The organism is Pseudomonas umsongensis, from assembly GCF_002236105.1.
Taxonomy (GTDB): domain Bacteria; phylum Pseudomonadota; class Gammaproteobacteria; order Pseudomonadales; family Pseudomonadaceae; genus Aquipseudomonas; species Aquipseudomonas umsongensis.
The window spans coordinates 790,905-811,433 of record NZ_NIWU01000001.1; the positions used below are offsets into that span (position 1 = coordinate 790,905).

General features: G+C 61.4%; 16 protein-coding genes. 3 read left to right on the top strand and 13 right to left on the bottom strand.

Translation table 11 applies throughout. The features are described 5' to 3' along the window. Positions 1-12: 12 nt before the first annotated feature. The 13 genes from PSUM_RS03625 to PSUM_RS03680 all read right to left on the bottom strand — a co-directional run bounded on the left by PSUM_RS03625 (position 13) and on the right by PSUM_RS03680 (position 15,010). Positions 13-2,526 (bottom strand): fused MFS/spermidine synthase, encoded by a 2,514-nt coding sequence (locus PSUM_RS03625; protein WP_083348988.1) that lies wholly within the window; start codon positions 2,524-2,526, stop codon positions 13-15. Positions 2,527-2,676: 150 nt separating this feature from the next. After that, positions 2,677-4,257: an arylsulfatase gene (locus PSUM_RS03630; protein WP_033042873.1), complete on the bottom strand. Its 1,581-nt coding sequence runs from the start codon at positions 4,255-4,257 to the stop codon at positions 2,677-2,679. 69 nt (positions 4,258-4,326) lie between these two features. Continuing rightward, entirely contained in the window at positions 4,327-5,355 is a 1,029-nt protein-coding gene (locus tag PSUM_RS03635) for an HAD family hydrolase (protein ID WP_083348989.1), read from the bottom strand. Beyond that, positions 5,352-6,779 (bottom strand): BatD family protein, encoded by a 1,428-nt coding sequence (locus PSUM_RS03640; RefSeq protein ID WP_083348990.1) that lies wholly within the window; start codon positions 6,777-6,779, stop codon positions 5,352-5,354. Before PSUM_RS03640 ends, PSUM_RS03635 begins: the two co-directional genes overlap by 4 nt. Then, a complete protein-coding gene (locus PSUM_RS03645) occupies positions 6,776-8,356 on the bottom strand; it encodes a VWA domain-containing protein (RefSeq protein ID WP_083348991.1) in 1,581 nt (526 codons plus the stop codon). The genes PSUM_RS03640 and PSUM_RS03645 overlap by 4 nt, the downstream gene beginning before the upstream one ends. Before the next feature lies 1 nt (position 8,357). Beyond that, positions 8,358-9,350, bottom strand: a complete 993-nt coding sequence (locus tag PSUM_RS03650) for a vWA domain-containing protein (protein WP_083348992.1) — start codon at positions 9,348-9,350, stop codon at positions 8,358-8,360. Then, positions 9,337-9,912, bottom strand: a complete 576-nt coding sequence (locus tag PSUM_RS03655; protein WP_083348993.1) for a DUF4381 domain-containing protein — start codon at positions 9,910-9,912, stop codon at positions 9,337-9,339. Before PSUM_RS03655 ends, PSUM_RS03650 begins: the two co-directional genes overlap by 14 nt. Continuing rightward, on the bottom strand, positions 9,909-10,844 hold the full coding sequence (locus PSUM_RS03660; protein WP_083348994.1) for a DUF58 domain-containing protein: 936 nt from the start codon (positions 10,842-10,844) through the stop codon (positions 9,909-9,911). Before PSUM_RS03660 ends, PSUM_RS03655 begins: the two co-directional genes overlap by 4 nt. Further along, positions 10,841-11,821, bottom strand: coding sequence for an AAA family ATPase (locus PSUM_RS03665; RefSeq protein ID WP_083348995.1), 981 nt, complete (start codon positions 11,819-11,821; stop codon positions 10,841-10,843). Before PSUM_RS03665 ends, PSUM_RS03660 begins: the two co-directional genes overlap by 4 nt. Positions 11,822-11,829: 8 nt before the next feature. Further along, positions 11,830-11,955 (bottom strand): hypothetical protein, encoded by a 126-nt coding sequence (locus tag PSUM_RS32325; RefSeq protein ID WP_020800091.1) that lies wholly within the window; start codon positions 11,953-11,955, stop codon positions 11,830-11,832. A 43-nt stretch (positions 11,956-11,998) separates the two neighbouring features. After that, positions 11,999-13,450: a DUF1254 domain-containing protein gene (locus PSUM_RS03670; protein ID WP_083348996.1), complete on the bottom strand. Its 1,452-nt coding sequence runs from the start codon at positions 13,448-13,450 to the stop codon at positions 11,999-12,001. Between the two features lie 12 nt (positions 13,451-13,462). After that, positions 13,463-14,254 (bottom strand): hypothetical protein, encoded by a 792-nt coding sequence (locus tag PSUM_RS03675; RefSeq protein WP_083348997.1) that lies wholly within the window; start codon positions 14,252-14,254, stop codon positions 13,463-13,465. A gap of 330 nt (positions 14,255-14,584) precedes the next feature. Beyond that, positions 14,585-15,010, bottom strand: a complete 426-nt coding sequence (locus PSUM_RS03680; protein ID WP_020800094.1) for a YciI family protein — start codon at positions 15,008-15,010, stop codon at positions 14,585-14,587. A 336-nt stretch (positions 15,011-15,346) separates the two neighbouring features. On the opposite strand from PSUM_RS03680, the gene tpx reads away from it, so the two are divergent. From tpx to PSUM_RS03695, 3 genes are all read left to right on the top strand, one after another. Beyond that, positions 15,347-15,847: a thiol peroxidase gene (tpx, locus tag PSUM_RS03685; RefSeq protein ID WP_020800095.1), complete on the top strand. Its 501-nt coding sequence runs from the start codon at positions 15,347-15,349 to the stop codon at positions 15,845-15,847. Between the two features lie 177 nt (positions 15,848-16,024). Further along, a complete protein-coding gene (locus PSUM_RS03690) occupies positions 16,025-17,341 on the top strand; it encodes an MdtA/MuxA family multidrug efflux RND transporter periplasmic adaptor subunit (RefSeq protein ID WP_083348998.1) in 1,317 nt (438 codons plus the stop codon). Then, positions 17,338-20,433, top strand: a complete 3,096-nt coding sequence (locus PSUM_RS03695; RefSeq protein ID WP_083348999.1) for an MdtB/MuxB family multidrug efflux RND transporter permease subunit — start codon at positions 17,338-17,340, stop codon at positions 20,431-20,433. The genes PSUM_RS03690 and PSUM_RS03695 overlap by 4 nt, the downstream gene beginning before the upstream one ends. Positions 20,434-20,529 lie beyond the last annotated feature (96 nt).

Here is a 20,529-nt window from a genome sequence, read left to right on the forward strand (position 1 = left end):
AAAGACAACTGATCACTCCCCGACAAACCAGCGGTAATACGGATTCCCGCCATCCCCGCGCATCACCTCACGCACATCCCTGGCCCAGGCATCCCGGTCACCGTCATAGGCGTGCAGGCTCGCCCGGTAGAACTGCATCAGGCGTTGCCGATGGGCGTTCATTCGCTCGCTGAACCCTTGATCCGCGTTCACCAGCACCGGCGGTTGGTGCAAGTCCAGCAGGGCCGGCAGCACTCGGCTGATTTCCTTGGCCCGCACCCACGGCGCGTATTCGATGCGCGGCTGATCATCCGTCACCGCCGGTGCATCGGCGGCGAAGCGTTCCAGGCCGGCGCGATCAGTGACCCAGGTCGCGAGCAAGGCGGCAGCCGAGCCGATACCGACATCCTGCAAGGTGCTGCGCACACTGTCCTGTTGGAAACGTTGAGTGATCCTGGCGGCATCCAGCTCGATTGGCGCAAGCGACCCCACCAGCAGCATCTCGTGAAACTCGCTGGTCCACAGCGTGGCGTAAGGGAAGGCATCGAGAAAACTGCGCACCAGCGAACGCGAGTCGTCGATGTTCTGCGTGGGCAAAGGCAACCACTGGGCGACCAGGCCCTGTTTCTGCAAGCGGCTGGCGGCCAACTGGTAGAAGTCCCGGGAGTACAGGTTGACCACGCCGGCCGCTGAGGGCGGTGGCGGTTCGAGGGTGATCAGGTCGTAGCGCTGGGGATTGCGCAGGAGTTCCTGGCGACCGTCGCGCAGGCGCACGTCGACACCCGGATCGGCCGCGGCATTGAAGTTGCCCTTGAACAGCGGCGCGGCCTTGACCACCGACGGCAGCAGTTCAGCCACAACGCGGTGTTCCAGGCCCGGATAGCGGGTCAAGGCGCCCACGGTGATGCCCGTGCCGAAACCGATCACCAGCGCCGAACGCGGGTCGCCATTGTGGATCAACAGCGGCAGCAGCGCCTGAATCCGCATGTAGCGCAGCGAAGGCATGGCGTCGCCGGTGTTGGACACACCCTGGATATACAAGCGCTGGAACGCTCGCTGACCCTTGCCCTGGGTGACCACAGCGACAGTGCCGCCGCGCCCCTCCTCGTAGAACGCCAACGTGCCGTTACGCGCGCCGGGCAGCAGGCTGGCCAGCTTGTCCACGGGGGGCAGCAGCGCCAGTGCCACCGAAACCAGGCCGACCGCGATGACGCCCTGGCGCCTTCCCTTTTTCACGCCGTGGCCCTTGCGCACGGCAAAGTAGCCGATACCCGCAGCAATGATCGCCAGCAGTCCCAGGGTTCGAACCAGGCCCAACAGCGGGATCAGCACAAAGCCGCAGAGCATCACCCCGACGATACCGCCGAGGGTATTGAACGCCACCACCTCACCGACGTTGCGTCCTACATGGTCGCGCCCGACGCTCAAGCGCAGGGCCACGGGAAACGCCGCGCCGAGCAGCACCGTGGGTACAAACACGATGCTCAGCGCCGCCACGGCGAAGCGTGCGCTCATGCCGAGCAGTTCACTGGCGCCCCATGACAGCACCCAGGCTTCGACCACGCTTTGTGCGAGCACCAGCCACCGCCCGAGCAGGGCAATCTCGAGCAATGCGATCAAGCCGGCACCGGCGATCAGCAGGCCGAACACACCCCAGGGATCGCGCAGGCGATCAACCCGACGGGCGAGCAGGGCGCTCCCCAGAAATAGCCCGGTGAGGTACGTCGCCAATACCACGGCAAACGCATAAGTGCGCGTACTCATGAATTGCACGATGGATTGCGACCAGACCACTTCGTAACCCAAGGCCACGCCGCCGGCAATCGAATACAGCCACAGGGCCAGGCGGTCCGGGGCTTTGTCGGCGTGATGTCTGGCCGGCGTTTCAACGGGCAGCGAACGCTGGCGCTGGAACCACAAGGCACCTGCTGCAGCCAGCAGATTGAGCATCGCGGCGGCCAGGGCGCTGCCGCGCACGCCGAGGGTGGCAATCAGTATGAAGGCGGCGAGCAGAGTGCCGGCAATGGCGCCCGCGGTGTTGGCCGCGTAGAGGTGACCACCGGCCTTGCCCAGTTGTTGTGGATCGGCGGCCAGGGAGCGCACCAACACCGGCAGCGTGCCGCCCATCAGCAACGCCGGAATGCCCACCAGTGCAAACGGCAACACCCAGGCCAACAGGCCCACCTGTTGCTCCAGCCAGGCAAACGGACTGGCCGCGAGGCTCATGGCGAAGGTCGCGCCGACACCCAGCACCGCCACCAGCACTTCCAGCCCGGCATACAACAGGACCGGTTGCCGCAAGCGGTCCGCCCAGCGGCCGAACAACAAACCGCCCAACGCCAGGCCGGCAAAAAACGCACTGATCCCGGTGGTGATGGCGTACACCTCGACGCCCACCACCAGCGACAGCTGCTTGATCCACAGCACCTGATACACCAGCGCCGCGGCACCGGAGACGAACAGCAACAGGGCGGGGATCAACAGCGCCGGGGAGGCGACGTGAGGGGCAGGTATGGCCGACGATTTGCTGGCGACACGTGAGGACATTGCGGATGGCCTTATGCAAAACTCGAATTAAACACGAATCCTGTTGGAGCTGCGGTGCGGCAATCCGACTTGCCAGCTCCGACAGCGAGTGTGTTCGCATTCCATAAATAAGTCCGCTCGCCGGTAAGGGCGAGCGGCGGTCGAGCGGTATTACTGTGCGGCTTTCATTTTTTCGGCAATTTTGGCATCTACCGCAGCCCGGATCTGATCCACGCTGAAGCTGGCTGGTTTCTGGCTAGGTGGATAATCGATGAAGGTTTGCAGGAACGCCGCCGATTTCATTACTGCAATTTCAGTTAGGTAAACGTTCTTGGTGGTCCAATCGTAGTATTGGTCGGAAACCACGTCGGCCCTTTCAAATGGGTCCATGCGCAGGTTGAAGACTTTCGGTACGCGCAGGCATACGAATGGTTCGCTCCATACCTTGAACCCGCCAGGGGCGCGCTGCTCACAGAACACTGCTTTCCAATTGTCGAAGCGCATCGATACCAGCACGCCGTCATCGTTGAAGTAGTAAAACTCCTTGCGCTCGCTCTTAGGCTGTTGGCCGGTCAGGTAGGGCAACTGGTTGTAGCCGTCCAGGTGCACCTTGAAGTTGTTGCCGCCGGAAGTCGGCGCCCAGCCTTTGAGCAGTTTGTCCTTCACCTCGGGATCGCCAGCCGCCGCGAGCAGGGTCGGGAACCAGTCCATACCCGAGAACATCTCGTTGGACACTTCACCTGGTTTGATCTTGCCCGGCCAGCGGACCATAGCTGGCACCCGATAGGCGCCTTCCCAGTTGGAGTTCTTCTCGTTGCGAAATGGGGTGGTCGCCGCATCCGGCCAGGAGAACTGGTTCGGGCCGTTGTCGGTGGTATAGACGACGATGGTGTTATCGGCGATTTTCAGGTCGTCGAGGGTTTTCAGCAGTTTGCCGACGTCGCCGTCATGCTCGAGCATGCCGTCGGCATATTCGTTGCCGGGCATGCCGCTTTGGCCTTTCATCGAGTCACGCACGTGAGTGAACAAGTGCATGCGCGTGGTATTCATCCAAACGAAGAACGGTTTGTCCGCCTTGGCCTGTTTTTCGATGAACGCCTGGGCGGCAGCGGTGGTTTCGTCGTCGATGGTTTCCATACGCTTGACGGTCAACGCACCGGTGTCTTCGATCTTGCCGTCGGCGAAGCTGTGGATCACGCCCCGCGGGGTATAGGCCTTGGTGAACTCAGGGTTATCCTTGGGCCAATTGGCACGTTCGGGTTCTTCTTCGGCGTTGAGGTGGTACAGGTTGCCGAAAAACTCATCGAAGCCGTGGGCGGTCGGCAAGTACTCATCGCGGTCACCAAGGTGGTTTTTGCCAAACTGGCCGGTGGCGTAACCCTGGGACTTGAGCGCCTGGGCGATGGTGATATCACGCTTTTGCAGGCCAACGGTCGCACCCGGCAGACCGACTTTCGACAGTCCGGTACGCAGTGGGGTCTGACCCGTGATGAACGATGACCGCCCGGCGGTGCAGCTGTTCTCCGCGTAATAGTCAGTGAACATCATGCCTTCCTTGGCGATGCGGTCGATGTTTGGCGTCTTGTAGCCGACTACACCCATGGAATAGGCGCTGATGTTGGTCTGGCCGATATCGTCGCCGAAGATCACCAGAATGTTGGGTTTATCCGCGGCCCCGGCCGTGGCCGAGAACGCCATCACCGAAGCCGCCAGCAAGGCCGCCTTCGGTATCCACTTGCGTATGCCAGTCATATGACTTGCTCCTTTTGCTTGAGTCGCTCGGTGCGACAAACGTTCATTGCGGTCCTGCGTCACGCTTTTTTATTGCACTTGCTCGGGTGTGGCGGCATCGAACGGATAGATCCGGCGCCATTCGGCAGCCATGTCGACAACGGTCCAGCCACGGGTTTTTGCTTCGTCCAGGGCCTTGTCCAGACGGCCGATCTGCGATTGGCGGTCGTAGGCCCATTCGCGCTTGGCGTCGGTGTGATGCACCAGCCCCATGAAACGTTTGCCGGTCCCGGCCGCAGTCCATTGCAGCATTTGCAGGTCGCCGTCGGAGTTGCCGAACGCGAGAATCGGTCGACGCCCGATCACGGCGTCGATGCTCACCGGCTTGCCCGGCCCGTCGTCGTTATGCGCCAGTTTCGGGGTGCGCAGGATCGACGCCTGGCCATCCTTGTACTCAAACGAGGTGACGAATGTGGTGCCGATCACCTGCTCGGGGGGGATGCCGTAGACCTTTTCGGCGAAGGCGCGCATGAAGCCGGTGTCGCCACCGGAAACGATGTAGGTCTTGAAGTCCTGGCTGCGCAGGTAGTCAAGCATTTCCAGCATCGGCTGGAAGATCATTTCGGTGTACGGCTTGCCGGTTTTCGGGTGACGTGCCTGGCTCAGCCACGTCTTGGCGTAATCGTCGAAGGCTTCTGTGGTCATGCCGGTGTGGGTTGCACCGAAGATTTTCATCATGCCTTCAAGGCCACTGGCGGCCAGGGCCTGGTGATCGTTTTCCAGCACGGCCTGGAATGGCTGGGTGGTTTTCCATTCCGGATGCTGCGCCGCCGTACGCTTGACCTCTTCCAGGGCAAACAGCAGTTCGAAGTACATCGGCTGCTCGCTCCACAAGGTGCCGTCGTTATCGAACACGGCGATACGGTCCTCGGGTTTGACGAAGTCCTTGCTACCTTGATCGGTCACCGCCTGGACGAATTCGATGATGTTCTTTTTCGACGGGCCGTCATTCCATGACGGCAATGGTTCAGCGGCCTGGACCAGCATTGGCAGGCTCAGGGCCAATGCCAGCAGCAGCTTTAACCCGTGGAACTGGCGGTGCGCTATCGGGCTCGTCATGGGAAATCCTTCTCGTGAACGGGGTTGAGTGGTCGTAGTGCGCTAGCAACTGATTCTTGATTGTTTTCGGCCTGACTATGCAGCGTAGCCAAGGATTGCCTGAGTTGGAGCAGTGCCTGGTCTTTTGTCGGTTGCCGGCCATAGCACGCACGCAGGAACGCTTGCAGGCGTGCGCCGAAAGCGGTCAGTCTCAAGCCCTTGCGGCGGCGCCGGGTCCACAGGTACAGGGCACTCAACTGCGCGGGCTGGCCCTGCAGTTGTGGCGGGATCTGCCGCCAGGCGTACTCGGCAGATTCAAGCCAGGCTGCGCGAAGTGCAGCGCGTCGAGCCTGCCAGCCGAGGCGCGCACGATGAATCAACGGACGCGCCAACCACACAAGCAGCGCCACGCCCAATAGCAGCGCCAGCAGGCCAAAGGTGTACCCCGAGAGGTGCAGGCGGTTTTGCTGGCCGAGTTTTTTCAGGTCATCGCTGAGGGAGAACACCGGCCGATAACTATTATTGGCTACGGCGTCGAAGTCCACGGCGGGGACGTGCGCGGTGCGGGCCTGCTGGCTGCTTGCGTCCCACCATTTCAATTCGATGGCGGGCAAGCTGTGATGGCCTTCGGAGTCGATCCGGTAAGTCACGCTGTCGATGCGCTGACCACCCGTGAAGTGGCCGCGACCGTCGTCCAGGGTGCTGACCTGGGGATTTTTCGGGTAACGACTGAGACCACTGACATCCCCCAGCGCTGGCGTCGGCAACGAAATGGCGAGGGCGCCGTCGGCTTGCAGGGTCAATTGGCGGGTGAGGCTGTCGCCGACTTTCAACGCAGTGGCCGGCTTGATGATGTTCTGGGTGAAACGCAGCCCCTGTGCCACCAGTACCGGCTCTGCGGGTGCGAACCCCGGCGGTTGTGTCGCAGTGAAGTGCAACGGTTGGCTTTGCGCACTGAGCTCAGTCGTCGCCTGGCCCGGGGTGACCCGTACTGTCAGTGGCGCAATATCGAAAGCCCGCGCGACGTTGGGTGTGATCAAGTAGCTGTAGCGCATGCCGTTGAAGGATTTGCCATCGAGCGTCTGGTTCAGGTGTTCGGCGTGGCCGTCTGGCGGCAACACCAGTGCACCCGGCAACTTCAGGTCGGGCAGGGTGGGGGCGCTGGTAAACCAGGTGTCGGTGAGCACATCCAGGTGCAATTCGATGAGGCTGCCGACCATGGCGGAATCGGCGGGTTGCAGGCTGGCCTGGACGCGAAGCTCGGGTTCGGCGGCGAGGGTGGTGGTGCTGATCATGCAAAGGAGCAAGGCGCCGAACCTTGTGGTGATTGATCTGGCGTCTTCGCGAGCAGGCTCGCTCCCACAGGGAATCTGTGGTGTACAAAGATCCCTTGTGGGAGCGAGCCTGCTCGCGAAGGGCGCGACACGGTTCCGGACATTGATCATGGCTTTGGCCCCATTTGATCCTGCAAACTGAATTTCTGCTTCAGGAACCTGGCTGGCGATGTCGTCAGGTTCTGCAACCACAGCTCATCCGAAGCTGCCTGTTCGGTTTGCAGCGCTTTGCTCTGGCCCTTGCCCGGCGCCTTGTCCATCTTGATTTCGTCCGGTTTGACTTCGGGAGCATTTTGTTCGGCGCTTTCGGTGTCCTTCTGCAACGCAATCGCCAAGGCAAGATTGGCCGTCGCCTCAGGGAATTGCGGCTGCAACTTCAACGCCTGGGTGTAGGCCGCGATGGCCTCGTCGAATTTGAAGCGGCGCACGTAAATGTTGCCCAGGTAGAAATAGGCCTGTGGCGTCTGCAGCCGCGCGAAGCTGGCCAGGGCCAGGTCGAAATCGGCAGCGTTGTAGGCGGCGATGCCTTTCCAGTACGGGTCGACGAAATGCGCGGCGGCCTGGGGGAAATGCTCATGTTCGAAGGCCCAGCGACCTTGCTGGTCCGGAGTGAAAAATGCGTCGACCAGCGCATTCGCCTGCGCCGGAGCAGGTTGCAGGCCAACGCCGATGAGCAGTAGGAAACCGGCCATCCAGTTCAGGCTCCAGCCCTTGCGCACACTGAAAAACGCGATCAACAGCAGCGGCCAGCACAGCCAGTAGCCCGCGTCCTTCCAGTGCAGCTCGCGCTGTTCGTCACTGGCACTCTGGAAATGCTGTTGAGCGTGCAGTTCGATCCAATCCAGGTCGTCGTCATTGAGCGTCAGGCTGCCCAGCGGCGCATCCATGGCTGACGCGAGTTGCTTGAGTGCTGCCTGATCAAAACTGCCCAGTACCGGGCGACCATTGCTGTCGGTGCGTGGCTGGCCGTTGGCGTTGTGGATGAGCCCGCCGTCTTCGCTGCCGACCGCGAGGATCAGCACCTGCAGCGCGCTGTCGGCCAGTTGCTGGTCCAGGCCCGCCAGGCCCGAGGTATCGGCGCCGTCGGTAATCAGCAACAGGGTACCTGGGGTTTTTTCCGCCGCCAGCAGGCGTTTGGCCTGATCGATCACCACCCCGACATTTTTTCCCGGTTTGCCGATCAGGTCGGTGCCCAAGGCCTGAATGAAACTGTCGAGCAGGGCCGGATCGTCGGTGGGCGGCAGTACCAGGTGTGCGCTGCCTGCATAGGCGATCAGCGCATTGCGCGCGCCGGAACGACGCTGGATCAGGTCATGCAGCTTGTGCTTGGCCGCTTCGAGCCGGCTGGGTTGCACGTCGCTGGCGTCCATCGACGGTGACAGGTCAATGGCGATGATCAGCGGCGCACGGTTTTCCAGGAATTCCGGGCGATCCTGTTCCCAAGTCGGCCCGGCGGCGGCAACCGCTCCCAGCATCAAAAGCGCGCAGACCAGATGCACCGGTCTTAGCCGTTGCTGGTCCCGGGGGGTGATCAGCAAGTGCTGCAACAGGTGCTCGGCGATGTTGCTGCGCAAACGCCGTTGCAAGTCGCGGCTGCGGCGCCACAGCAGTGGCAACAGTGCGGCGAAGGGCAGCAGCAACAGCCAAAGCGGACGCAGGAAGTGGAAGTCGCCGAGGTTGATGTCCATCTCAAGCTTCCTGGCGCTGACGCGCGATGGACAAGCGAGGCCGCAGCATGGCGCACAAGTGATAGAGCGCAAGCAAGGCGATCGCGGCCCCGAGCGGCCACCAGAACAGGTCGCGCTTGGGCTGATGACTGAGGGTTTTCACTTGATGTGGGGTGAGTGTGTCGAGGGTGCTGTAGACCTGGTCCAGCGCGTCGCGATCTTCGGCGCGGAAGAACTTGCCACCGGTGGCGTCGGCGATCTGCTGCAAGCCCTGCAAGTTGACCTTGGCCTCACCAGCGGCATCTGGATCGCCAATGCCGATGGTGTGAATCACCACGCCTTTGGCCGCCGCCATTTGCGCCGCGTGGTCCGGGGTGATCGCGCTGCTGGTGTCGTTGCCGTCGGTGAGCAGGATCAGCACTTTTTCCTGTTCATGGGCCTGATCAAGCAGTTTCAGACTCAAGCCAATGGCATCGCCAATCGCGGTGTTGGGGCCGGCCATGCCGATGCCGGTGTCGTCCAGCAACAGCGAAAGACTGGCGTGATCAAGGGTCAATGGTGCTTGCGGGTAAGCGCCACTGCCGAACACGATCAGGCCGAGACGATCTTCTTTGCGCTTGTCGATAAAGCCATGCACGACTTCCTTGACCGCTGCCAGTCGATTGATTTTCTCGCCGTTGGCGGCGGTGAAATCGGTGGTTTCCATGGACTGGGAGATGTCGATGGCCAGCATCAGGTCGCGCACCGGTTGCTGGCGTTCGATGGGTTTTTCCACGTACACCGGCCGGGTCGCCGCCAGCAGCAACAGTGCCCACACCAACAGGTTCAGCAGCAATTGCCAGGGGTTGTTGCGCGTACCGGCCTGACTCGGTGCCTGGCCGACCGCGCGGCTCATGGCGGCGAAAAACGGTACGCGAACGGCGCTGCGCGCCTCACGGTAATCGGGCAGGTAGCGATAACCGATCCACGGCAGCGGCAGCAGGAGCAACAGCCAAGGGTAATCAAGCTGCCACATGATGACATTCCACCCAGTGTCTGCAAGTGTCGAACAGCTGCTGGCGTTGCACGTTCGGCATGGCGCGCAATACCGCATCAGGTGCGTAGGCCAGTTGCGCCAGTTGTTGGCTGAAGTTGGCGGGGAGGGGGTGTTTACTGTGCCGCTGCAAGAAGTTTTGCCAATCCGCATTCCCAAGCGCGCCGGGGTCCTGTAGGAGCTGGCTTGCCAGCGATGGGACCCTTGAATGTTGCGTTGTCCTTGCGGATGCCATCGCTGGCAAGCCAGCTCCCACAGGGTTTCTGGTCGGTAGGGAGATGGCCACACGCTTGAGCAACTCAGGAAGCTCGCGCAGCGCATTCAGGTCATCACTGCGCTTTTGCAACTGTGCCAGCCGCAGCAACGCCTCACGCCGATAACGGTCCCGGCGCCATTGCCAGTAACGCCGTGCACTCAGCAGCACTATTGCCACGACCAACACCGCGAGCAACACCCACCATCCCCAGGTTTGCGGCACGTAGCTGACCCGCGCTGGCAGTGCGATCTCCTTGAGTTGTTCGATGCTCGGGACATTCGGGTTCATCGCCGCGCTCCCGCGTGCTTGCCCAGCTCGGCCCGCAGTTGTTCGTGTGCCTCGGTGGCGGTGCTGAACATCATCAACGGCACCTGGCTGCGCCGCAGCAGCGTGGCCACGTCCTTGAGGCGACCGCTTAGAAAATCGCCCAACGGCTGGTGCACCTGACGCCGTTCCACCGCCAGCTCAACCTGCAACTGGCCTTGGGTGATCAACAGACGGCCATTTTTCGGCAAGTTCAGTGCCAAGGGATCGTAGACCTGCATGGCGATCACATCGTTGTGCGCCGCCAGTTGTCGCATCAACTGCAAGGTGCGCTCGCCGGCACCGGCGAAGTCGCTGACGATGCAAATCAAATGATCATGGCCGGCCAGCGCCAGGCATTGCTGCAAGACCTTGTCGAGCTGATCTTCGCCTTCGGCGTCCGCATTAGCCGCGTTCAGTTCCTGATTCTGCTGGGCGATGCGGCTGCACAGCGCTTCGATTCGCTTGCGGCTGCGCAGGGGGGCTATGGCGTCGATGCGCTGGTCGTTGAACACCAGGCCGCCGACTCGGTCCCCTGAGTTGAACACCATCCACGCTGCCAGGGCGCCGAGTTCAGCGGCCACCGCGGATTTGAAGCTGCGTTGCGAGCCGAAAAACATCGACATGCGCTGGTCCACCAGAATCAACGCCGGACGGTCGCGCTCCTCGGTGAAGGTGCGCACCACCGGTTTGCCGGTGCGCAGCGACGCGCGCCAGTCGAGGTGGCGCAAATCGTCCCCCGGCTGATAGCGGCGCAGTTCATCGAAGTTCAAGCCACGGCCACGCAGGCGCGAGGCATGATTGCCGGCGAGGATGCTGCCTTGCGGCTGACGGGCGAGAAAACTCAGGTCACGGGCCTTGAACTCCAGCGCCATCAATTGCGCCAGAGAGACGTAGACCAGGCCGTCAATGTTCATGCTGGAATCGCGACCTTGTCGAGCAGGCGGTCGAGCACCTGATCGGCCGTTACGCCGTCCGCCACCGCGTCGTAACTCAGCTGCAGGCGATGGCGTAGCACCGGGTGCACCACGGCGCGCACGTTGTCTGGCGAGACGAAGTCCTGGGCCTGCAACCACGCATCGGCGCGGGCACAACGGTCCAGGCCGATGCCGCCGCGCGGGCTGGCACCAAGGGCGATCCAGCGCCCGAGGTCGGCGTCGTAGTCGGCGGGGTGACGGGTGGCGTTGATCAGGTCGATCAGGTAGCGGTCGATGGCGGGGGACACGTGCACGGCACTGACTTCCCGGCGTGCGGCGAAGATCACGTCCTGGGCCAGGGTAAAGCCTGGCACCGCTGCGCTCCTGGCGCCGAGGGCCTGTTCTTCCTCGCGCAACAGGCGCAGCACCTGGCTCTCGTTTTCCGCGCTCGGATAATCCAGCAGTACCTTCATCAGGAAACGGTCCATCTGCGCTTCCGGCAACGGATAAGTGCCTTCCTGTTCGATCGGGTTTTGCGTCGCAACCACGATGAACAGCTCCGGCAGCGCGTGGCTGTTACCCGCCACGGTGATCTGCCGTTCTTCCATGGCTTCGAGCAGCGCGGCCTGGACCTTGGCCGGGGCGCGGTTGATTTCGTCGGCCAGGATCAGGTTGCCGAACAGCGGCCCCGGCTGAAAGCGGATCTCGTTCCGGCCCTCGACCTGGTGCAGCACCTCGGCGCCGGTGATGTCGGACGGCAGTAGATCAGGGGTGAACTGGATGCGGCTCATCTTCGCGTCCAGGTGCTTGGCCAGCGCCTTCACGGTGCGAGTCTTGGCCAGCCCCGGCAGGCTCTCCAGCAACAAATGCCCGTTGGCCAGCAGGCCGACGAGGATCTGCCGAATCACCTGGTCCTGGCCGAGCACCGCTTCAGCGATGCTGGCTTGCAGGGAGTTGAGGTCAGTGAGTGCGCTCATGCTTGCTCCTAGAGAAACGCCAACGTCAGGTTGATCGAAAAACCATTGCCACCCCTTTCAGCCGCCAGCAACAACGGGCTGGCGCCGACCATGCACAAGGCCAACAACGGACGTACAACAAAAGCCCTGACCATCAACAACTCCACTTGCTTGTTTTGTTTGAATCAACCCACGGCGTTATTCCACGGCCGTGATGTCGTCGAGTTTCCAGCTCTTGTCGAAATAGGGCAGGGTCGGGGCATACAGGCGGAAATAGCTGAACCAGTGTTTGCCCGGCAGGGTTTGCACCCAGTTAGCTTCAAAATCTTTGGGTGCGGTGGGGCCGAAATACAGGTCCACCGAGCCATCAGCGTTCATTTTCAGATCCTGGCGCGACGACAGGTCGGCCTTGCGCTGTGGGTTGTCGATCAGGCAGCGGCTGTCGATGTCGTACACGGTCATCGACCAGAACTGCTTGGCCGGCGGGTTGGCGCCGACGTGCAGCCGATAGCGCTTGGCGCCGTCGAGCCAGTTGCCCTTGGCGTCGGTATAGGCACCCAGGTAGGTCTGGCCCAGCCCCGGGGTTTTCGACACCATGCCTTTGGAGTTGCCTACCGCCTCGTAGAACCAGGCGCTGCGTTCCCACAACTGGTCGTAATAGGCCAAGCGCTGGGAAGGGTCGGTGACGTTCAACACCTTGTCCCACTGGCGGTCCGGCCAGTACTGGGCGTCGGGAAAACGCTTGGCGAAGGTATTGGCCTTGGCGATCAGCTCGCCGATTTGTGCACCTTGTTCCAGGGCCTTGCGTTGATGGTCATCAGGGTTGAAGGGCTTGTCCTTCTCGATGCCCAGGCTGGCAAGCATGGCCATGTAGAAACGATCACGTTCATTGACCGGCTCCTTCTGAAGGATCTGGTGCAAGCGCTCCCAGTACGCCATTGCCCGTGGCTGGGTACCGGACCAGGCTTTGCCGCCGGGGGAGAGCAGTCTGGTCTGGCCAGGCTCGGCTCGCTTGGCGTAGGGGTACATCCTGAGTTGCTCGATCAGCGCCTTGCCTTTGGCGGGGTCGGGATCGAGCAAGCGAAATCCGACCAGCACGTTCATGGTTTGCGACTTGGCCAGGTAATACTTGCCAGCATCGGCCGGTGGCTCGGCGCCCGGTGGCAGCACCAGGTAGTTGCCGCCCTTGCCTTTGTCCGGGCCGGTCTGGCCCATGTCGATGATCGCCCGTTGCCAGAAATCGCCAACACCGCCCGCGGTCGGTCCGACGGGCAACTCGATCACCAGCGGACCGGTTTCATTGAGATCGACGAAACCAAGGATGTAGGGCGTGGTAGCGTTGGCGGTAATGACGCCGAGCTTGTCTTCGTAACTGTCGAGCACCATCAGGTCGCCACTGCGGGCACCCAGCTTGTCGCGGAACTCCTCCTGCCATTGCGCGTACGTCACCAGCGGCAACGCCCACAGATAACTCTGCGTGGCTTGCTGGAAATCCAGTTCGGCATAGAGTTTGGCGATGGATTCATGGGCCGGCAGTTCACCTTCCATGACGATCTGGCCGATTCGGGTATCCGGATCCTGGGCTCCGACCCCGCAACTGACGAACATCGTCATCAGGCTGAAACCGGCTGCGCGAATGGCTCCATGCATAGGGGGAGTTCCTTATTTGCCGAAGGTGGCGTTGAGGCCGACAAACAGCGTGAATTGCGGCATGCCATCGCCTTTCTTCTCGACGGTCCATTGCGGTTCGATGAAGGCGTTGAGGATATTGGACCCGTCTTTCCACACTTTGCCACCACCCAAGCCGAGTGGGATGTAGTGGGTGTCGTTCTTCAGGTCGAACGTCCAGATGCCGGTGGAGCGCAGGTACCAGCCCTTTTCCAGGTTATGGATGATGAAGGGTTGCATCGTTGCGCTTTCGACGTGGGGCCGGTCGTTGTCACCGGCGAACGAACTCTGGTATTGCACCAGCGCGCCCAGCAGCCCCCGTGGCGAAGAGTCGATGGCGATTGCAGCGAGGCCGCCTTGCCATTTGCCCGTGCCGAGCTCGTCCTGATCGGCAGTGGGGGCGGTTATCATCGGGCCGATGCCCAACTGCACGCCTTCAGTCTTCACCAGGAAAATATCGAACAGGTTCAGGTCACCTTCGCCGGTGCTGTAGCCACTGTTCGGGTCCGGGTGGGTACTGATTGGTGCCGTGGCGCGGATCAATTGCGGCACGCCGATGTAATCGTTGGGCGCAATCGGCAGCGTGCCGCGTATCAGCAGGTCATTGGTATGGATATTGGAGTCGTAATACCTGGGCGTGTAGTAGTCCTGAGCGCTCATGCCTGGCGCGAAGTTCAGCGGGTTGTTGCTTTTGTTGGCGGTCTCGGCATTGTCCGCCTGGGCGCACACAACAGGCGCAAGCGAAGCCACCAAAAGACAGGCGCGGATCCCCATTTTGTTTGTCATGATTCCCCAATTCCATGGTGGCTCATTTGGACAACCCGGCACTTGGTGGCCGTTACGACGTAGTCTCTTTGCCATGAAGTCTGTAGGACACGTCTCTTGAAACTAGCAGCAAAATGGGGGTTAGCCAGCCCAACGGATTAATTCTTTGGTTTCTTGTACTGAAAAGTTAATGCCAATCAATGGGTTGGAAAACACCAAGCCCGTCATCGGTATGAGCCAATGGCGGGCTTGTGGTTTCTTTGTAGGAAGTCGGTAGAGGTGGCGAAGGAGGAATCAAGGTTATCCAGACTCCGCTACCCAGCTGTCATCATGAGGATCGATAGTGAAATCTCAGCACTTCTTCCCCAGCCCAAACGCTCGCTCTTCCTGCTCGCGCAACTCGGGCGTTAATTCCTCGCCGAAATCCTCCAGCTCGAACACCTGGCGTATCTCGATTTCGGCTTCGGTGCCTGGCATCGGGTTGGGGCAGCGCTTGACCCATTCGATGGCTTCTTCTTTGGATTTCACTTGCCACAGCCAGTAGCCGGCGATCAGTTCCTTGGTTTCGGCGAAGGGGCCGTCGATCACCGTGCGCTTGTCTCCTTCGAAACGTACACGGGCACCTTTGCTGCTCGGCTGCAGGCCTTCGCCGGCGAGGAGGATGCCGGCCTTGGCCAGTTCTTCATTGTAGTTGCCCATGGCCGTCAGCAGTTCGGTGCTGGGCATGATGCCGGCTTCGGAGTCTTTGCTTGCCTTGATGATGATCATGAAACGCATGGTGTAGTCTCCGCTGGAGTGGAATTGTTCACTTATAGTCGAAGGATCACCGGCTGAATCGACAGCGATGGGTCAACATATTCCTGGATACCCCACCGAACCCTGTAGGAGCTGCCGCAGGCTGCGATCTTTTGATGTTGCTTTTGAAAGGTGCATCGAAGATCAAGATCAAAAGATCGCAGCCTGCGGCAGCTCCTACGGGGAAGTGCGGCGTGCGCCGGGTTTGTGCACCGACACATGACAATTTGTATCCACCCCATAGGTCGCCGGAGCATTTCGTGGTTAACTTCTGCCTCTTCAAGATTCTCTACACCAACGTTCAGAAGGACTCCGTTCATGGCTCAAGTCACTCTTAAAGGCAACCCGGTTCAAGTCAACGGCCAACTGCCTCAAGCCGGTTCCAAGGCGCCAGCCTTTTCCCTGGTTGCCGGCAATCTGTCCGACGTCACCCTGAAAGACTTTGCCGGCAAGCGCAAAGTGCTGAACATCTTCCCAAGCATCGATACCCCGACCTGCGCCACTTCCGTGCGCCAGTTCAACGCCAAGGCGAGCAGCGTCGACAACACCGTTGTGCTGTGCATCTCCGCTGACCTGCCGTTCGCCCAGGCCCGTTTCTGCGGCGCCGAAGGCCTTGAAAACGTGCAGAACCTGTCGACCCTGCGCGGTGCCGAGTTCATCGAGAACTACGGCGTTGCCATCGCCGACGGTCCGCTCAAGGGCCTGACCGCCCGTGCCGTGGTGGTTCTGGACGAGAACGACAACGTGCTGCACAGCGAACTGGTCAAGGAAATCGCTGATGAGCCGAACTACGAGGCTGCACTCGCTGTCTTGAAATAAGTACGGTTTTACAATTGTTAACGGCCTGGCCCTGTCCAGGCCGTTTTCATTTGTGTTTCAGTGTCTTGGATATATCTCCTGTTACGTAAGCCGAAGGTAAATTGCCGGTAAAGGCGCTTTGCTTCAGACCCGCCAGTGCTTATCGTTCAGCCTCATGTAATAAAGCCCACGCGCCCAATGGTTGATCACTCAATGCAATCCTCCGCTTCCCGTAGTCCCCGTCGCTGGCTGTTTGGCCTGCTTGTCCTGTTGGTCATCGCTGCCCTGTGCTGGAAGTTCTGGCCAGGCAGCGCTGCGCCGAAAGAGGGTGCGCAGCCAAAAGCCGTGGCCGGCCACACTGGCAGGTCAGGCGGGATGCGACCAGGATTCGGTGGCGCGGCAGGGCCGGTTCCGGTGCGCGTTGCGCCAGCGGTCACAGGGGATTTCCCGCTGTATTACAAGGCGCTGGGTACGGTGACGGCGCTGAACACCATCAACGTGCGCAGCCGTGTCGGCGGTGAGCTGATGAAGATCTATTTCGAGGAAGGGCAGATGGTCAAGGCTGGCGATTTGCTGGCAGAAATCGACCCGCGCCCCTACCAGAACGCCTTGCTCCAGGCTGAAGGTACCTTGCTGCAGAACCAGGCGCAGTTGAAGAATGCCCAGGTGGATGTCGAGCGTTATACCGGCCTGTACCGCGAGGACAGCATCGCCAAGCAGACCCTGGACACCGCCGTAGCGCTGGTCGGTCAGTTCCAGGGCACGGTCAAGACCAATCAGGCAGCGGTCAACGACGCCAAGCTCAACCTCGAATTCACCAAGATCCGCGCTCCCATCACCGGACGCGTCGGCCTGCGCCAGCTCGATGTTGGCAACCTGGTAGCGGCCAACGACACCACGGCGCTGGCCATCATCACCCAGACCCAACCGATCAGCGTGGTCTTCACCTTGCCGGAAAACAGTCTCGATGTGGTGCTGGCACGCTATCGCAGCGGCGCCAAACTGCCGGCCGAAGCCTGGGATCGCGGTGATACCAAGCTGCAAGCCACCGGCGTACTGCAGAGCCTGGACAACCAGATCGACGTCACCACCGGTACCCTGAAATTCAAGGCACGATACGAGAACCGCGACCAATCGTTGTTCCCCAACCAGTTCGTCAATGTGCGCCTGCTGGCGGACACCCTCAAAGGCGTGGTGCTTGCGCCATCGGCGGCGATCCAGTTCGGCACCAACGGCACGTTCGTCTATGCCCTGGACGGCGACAAGAAGGTCAAGATCCGCCCACTGAAGATCGGCGCCAGCGACGGCGAAAACACCGTGGTCACCGAAGGCCTTGCCGCCGGTGATCGTGTGGTGCTGGAAGGCACCGACCGCCTCAAGGACGGCAGCGACGTGGAAGTGGTCAATGAGCCGCAGCAAGTCCCGACCAGTCCCGCGGGCCACCTGCAGGGTAAATCGGCAGCCAACGCGCCTGAGCCGGCTGTTGCGGACAAGGCGAAAAAGGGCGGCGCATGAATCTCTCGCGGCTGTTCATCCTTCGCCCGGTAGCGACCACCCTGAGCATGCTGGCCATTATCCTGGCTGGCGTAATTGCCTATCGCTTGTTGCCGGTGTCGGCCTTGCCTCAGGTCGATTACCCGACCATCCGCGTCATGACCCTGTATCCCGGCGCGAGCCCGGATGTCATGACCAGCGCCGTGACCGCGCCGCTTGAGCGACAATTCGGGCAGATGCCCGGCCTGACCCAGATGGCGTCCACCAGCTCCGGTGGCGCTTCGGTGCTGACCCTGCGTTTCAGCCTCGACATCAACATGGACGTCGCTGAACAGCAGGTGCAGGCGGCCATCAACGCCGCGACCAATTTGCTGCCCAAGGATCTGCCGGCACCGCCGGTGTACAACAAGGTCAACCCGGCCGACACCCCCGTACTGACCCTGGCCATCACCTCCAAGACCATGCTGCTGCCCAAGCTCAATGACCTGGTCGACACCCGCATGGCGCAGAAAATCGCCCAGATCAGCGGCGTCGGCATGGTCAGCATTGCGGGCGGCCAGCGCCAGGCCGTGCGGATCAAGGTCAATCCCGAGGCCCTGGCGGCCAACGGCCTGAACCTGGCGGACGTGCGCACCCTGATCGGCGCATCCAACGTCAACCAGCCCAAGGGCAACTTCGACGGCCCGACCCGGGTCTCGATGCTCGATGCAAACGATCAACTGACCTCGCCCAAAGACTACGCCAACCTGATCCTGGCCTACGCCAACGGCGCGCCGCTGCGGCTCAAGGACGTGGCGGAGATCGTCGACGGTGCCGAGAACGAACGTCTTGCAGCCTGGGCCAACGAAAACCAGGCGGTATTGCTGAACATCCAGCGTCAGCCCGGGGCCAACGTCATCGAGGTAGTTGACCGGATCAAGGCCTTGCTGCCGAGCATTACCGACAACCTGCCAGCTGGCCTTGACGTCACGGTGCTCACCGACCGCACCCAGACCATCCGCGCTTCGGTCACGGACGTACAGCACGAATTGCTGATCGCCATCGCCCTGGTGGTGATGGTGACCTTCCTGTTCCTGCGTCGGGCCAGTGCCACGATCATTCCGTCGGTGGCCGTGCCGCTGTCGTTGATCGGCACCTTCGGCGTGATGTACCTCGCCGGCTTCTCGGTCAATAACCTGACCCTGATGGCCCTGACCATCGCCACCGGTTTTGTGGTGGACGATGCGATCGTGATGCTGGAAAACATTTCCCGGTTCATCGAAGAGGGCGACAGCCCGATGAACGCGGCGCTCAAGGGCGCCAAGCAGATCGGTTTCACCCTGATCTCCCTGACCCTGTCGCTGATAGCCGTGCTGATCCCGTTGTTGTTCATGGCCGACGTGGTGGGGCGGCTGTTCCGCGAATTCGCCATCACCCTGGCGGTGGCTATCCTGATTTCCCTGGTGGTGTCCCTGACCCTGACGCCGATGATGTGCGCGCGGCTGCTCAAGCGTGAACCCAAGGAAGCGGAGCAGGGGCGTTTCTATCGAGCCAGTGGCGCGGTAATTGATTGGATGATCGCAGCTTACGGGCGAAAGTTAACGTGGGTTCTCAAGCATCAGCCGCTGACGTTGCTGGTGGCCGTCGCCACCCTGGCGTTGACCGTGTTCCTGTACATGGTGGTGCCCAAGGGGTTCTTTCCGGTACAGGACACTGGGGTGATCCAGGGCATTTCCGAGGCACCGCAGTCGATTTCCTTCGCGGCGATGAGCGAACGTCAGCAGGAACTGGCCAAGGTGATCCTGGCTGACCCGGCGGTGGAGAGTCTTTCGTCCTACATCGGCGTCGACGGTGACAACTCGACGCTCAACAGCGGCCGTCTGCTGATCAACCTCAAGTCCCACAGCGACCGAGATCTGAGCGCGATGCAAGTGATCGCTCGCTTGCAACCGGAACTGGACAAACTGGTCGGTATTCGCCTGTTCATGCAACCGGTGCAGGACCTGACCATCGAGGATCGGGTCAGCCGAACGCAGTACCAGTTCAGCATGTCGTCGCCGGATTCCGAACTTCTCACCCTGTGGAGCGGGCGCCTGGTCGAAGCGTTGGCCCAGCGGCCGGAACTGACCGATGTCGCCAGCGACTTGCAGGACAAGGGCTTGCAGGTCTACCTGGTGATTGATCGCGACGCCGCGTCGCGGGTCGGGGTATCGGTGTCGGACATCACCGACGCGCTGTACGACGCCTTCGGCCAGCGGCAGATTTCCACCATCTACACCCAGGCCAGCCAGTACCGCGTGGTGTTGCAATCGCAGTCCGGCGAGAAGATCGGCCCACAGGCGCTGGACCAGATCCACGTCAAGACCGGCGATGGCGGGCAGGTGCGCCTGTCCAGCCTGGCGCACGTCGAAGAGCGCCAGGCGCAACTGGCGATTACTCACATCGGCCAGTTCCCGGCGGTGATGATGTCGTTCAACCTGGCCCCCGGCGTGGCGCTGGGGCATGCGGTAGAGATCATCGAACAGGTGCAGCAGGACATCGGCATGCCGATCGGCGTGCAGACCCAGTTCCAGGGCGCGGCCGAAGCGTTCCAGGCGTCGCTGTCGAGCACCTTGCTGCTGATCCTGGCGGCGGTGGTGACCATGTACATCGTGCTGGGCGTGCTCTACGAGAGCTATATCCACCCGATCACCATTCTGTCGACCTTGCCCTCGGCGGCCGTCGGCGCGTTGTTGGCGCTGATCCTCAGTGGCAATGACCTGGGGATGATCGCGATCATCGGCATTATCCTGCTGATCGGTATCGTGAAGAAAAACGCGATCATGATGATCGACTTCGCCCTAGACGCTGAACGCAATCAGGGCATGGACCCGCAAACGGCGATCTACCAGGCGGCCCTCCTGCGTTTCCGGCCGATCCTGATGACCACCCTGGCGGCCTTGTTCGGCGCGGTGCCGTTGATGCTGGCCACTGGCTCTGGCGCGGAACTGCGCCAGCCGCTGGGCCTGGTGATGGTCGGCGGCTTGCTGTTGAGCCAGGTGCTGACCCTGTTCACCACGCCAGTAATCTACCTGTACTTCGACCGCCTCGGTCGACGTTTTGGCAAAACCGACGTTCAGGAGACGGCGGTATGACGGCATGCACAACCTGTGGGAGCGAGCCTGCTCGCGAAAGCGGTGGGTCGGTGAGCATCGATGTTGAACGTGCAGGCCTCTTCGCGAGCAGGCTCG

Excerpts from the sequence above, each read along its gene's own strand:
- PSUM_RS03625 (WP_083348988.1), bottom strand. The coding sequence starts at position 2,526 with ATGTCCTCACGTGTCGCCAGCAAATCGTCGGCCATACCTGCCCCTCAC.
- PSUM_RS03630 (WP_033042873.1), bottom strand. The coding sequence starts at position 4,257 with ATGACTGGCATACGCAAGTGGATACCGAAGGCGGCCTTGCTGGCGGCT.
- PSUM_RS03635 (WP_083348989.1), bottom strand. The coding sequence starts at position 5,355 with ATGACGAGCCCGATAGCGCACCGCCAGTTCCACGGGTTAAAGCTGCTG.
- PSUM_RS03640 (WP_083348990.1), bottom strand. The coding sequence starts at position 6,779 with ATGATCAATGTCCGGAACCGTGTCGCGCCCTTCGCGAGCAGGCTCGCT.
- PSUM_RS03645 (WP_083348991.1), bottom strand. The coding sequence starts at position 8,356 with ATGGACATCAACCTCGGCGACTTCCACTTCCTGCGTCCGCTTTGGCTG.
- PSUM_RS03650 (WP_083348992.1), bottom strand. The coding sequence starts at position 9,350 with ATGTGGCAGCTTGATTACCCTTGGCTGTTGCTCCTGCTGCCGCTGCCG.
- PSUM_RS03655 (WP_083348993.1), bottom strand. The coding sequence starts at position 9,912 with ATGAACCCGAATGTCCCGAGCATCGAACAACTCAAGGAGATCGCACTG.
- PSUM_RS03660 (WP_083348994.1), bottom strand. The coding sequence starts at position 10,844 with ATGAACATTGACGGCCTGGTCTACGTCTCTCTGGCGCAATTGATGGCG.
- PSUM_RS03665 (WP_083348995.1), bottom strand. The coding sequence starts at position 11,821 with ATGAGCGCACTCACTGACCTCAACTCCCTGCAAGCCAGCATCGCTGAA.
- PSUM_RS32325 (WP_020800091.1), bottom strand. The coding sequence starts at position 11,955 with ATGGTCAGGGCTTTTGTTGTACGTCCGTTGTTGGCCTTGTGCATGGTC.
- PSUM_RS03670 (WP_083348996.1), bottom strand. The coding sequence starts at position 13,450 with ATGCATGGAGCCATTCGCGCAGCCGGTTTCAGCCTGATGACGATGTTC.
- PSUM_RS03675 (WP_083348997.1), bottom strand. The coding sequence starts at position 14,254 with ATGACAAACAAAATGGGGATCCGCGCCTGTCTTTTGGTGGCTTCGCTT.
- PSUM_RS03680 (WP_020800094.1), bottom strand. The coding sequence starts at position 15,010 with ATGCGTTTCATGATCATCATCAAGGCAAGCAAAGACTCCGAAGCCGGC.
- tpx (WP_020800095.1), top strand. The coding sequence starts at position 15,347 with ATGGCTCAAGTCACTCTTAAAGGCAACCCGGTTCAAGTCAACGGCCAA.
- PSUM_RS03690 (WP_083348998.1), top strand. The coding sequence starts at position 16,025 with ATGGTTGATCACTCAATGCAATCCTCCGCTTCCCGTAGTCCCCGTCGC.
- PSUM_RS03695 (WP_083348999.1), top strand. The coding sequence starts at position 17,338 with ATGAATCTCTCGCGGCTGTTCATCCTTCGCCCGGTAGCGACCACCCTG.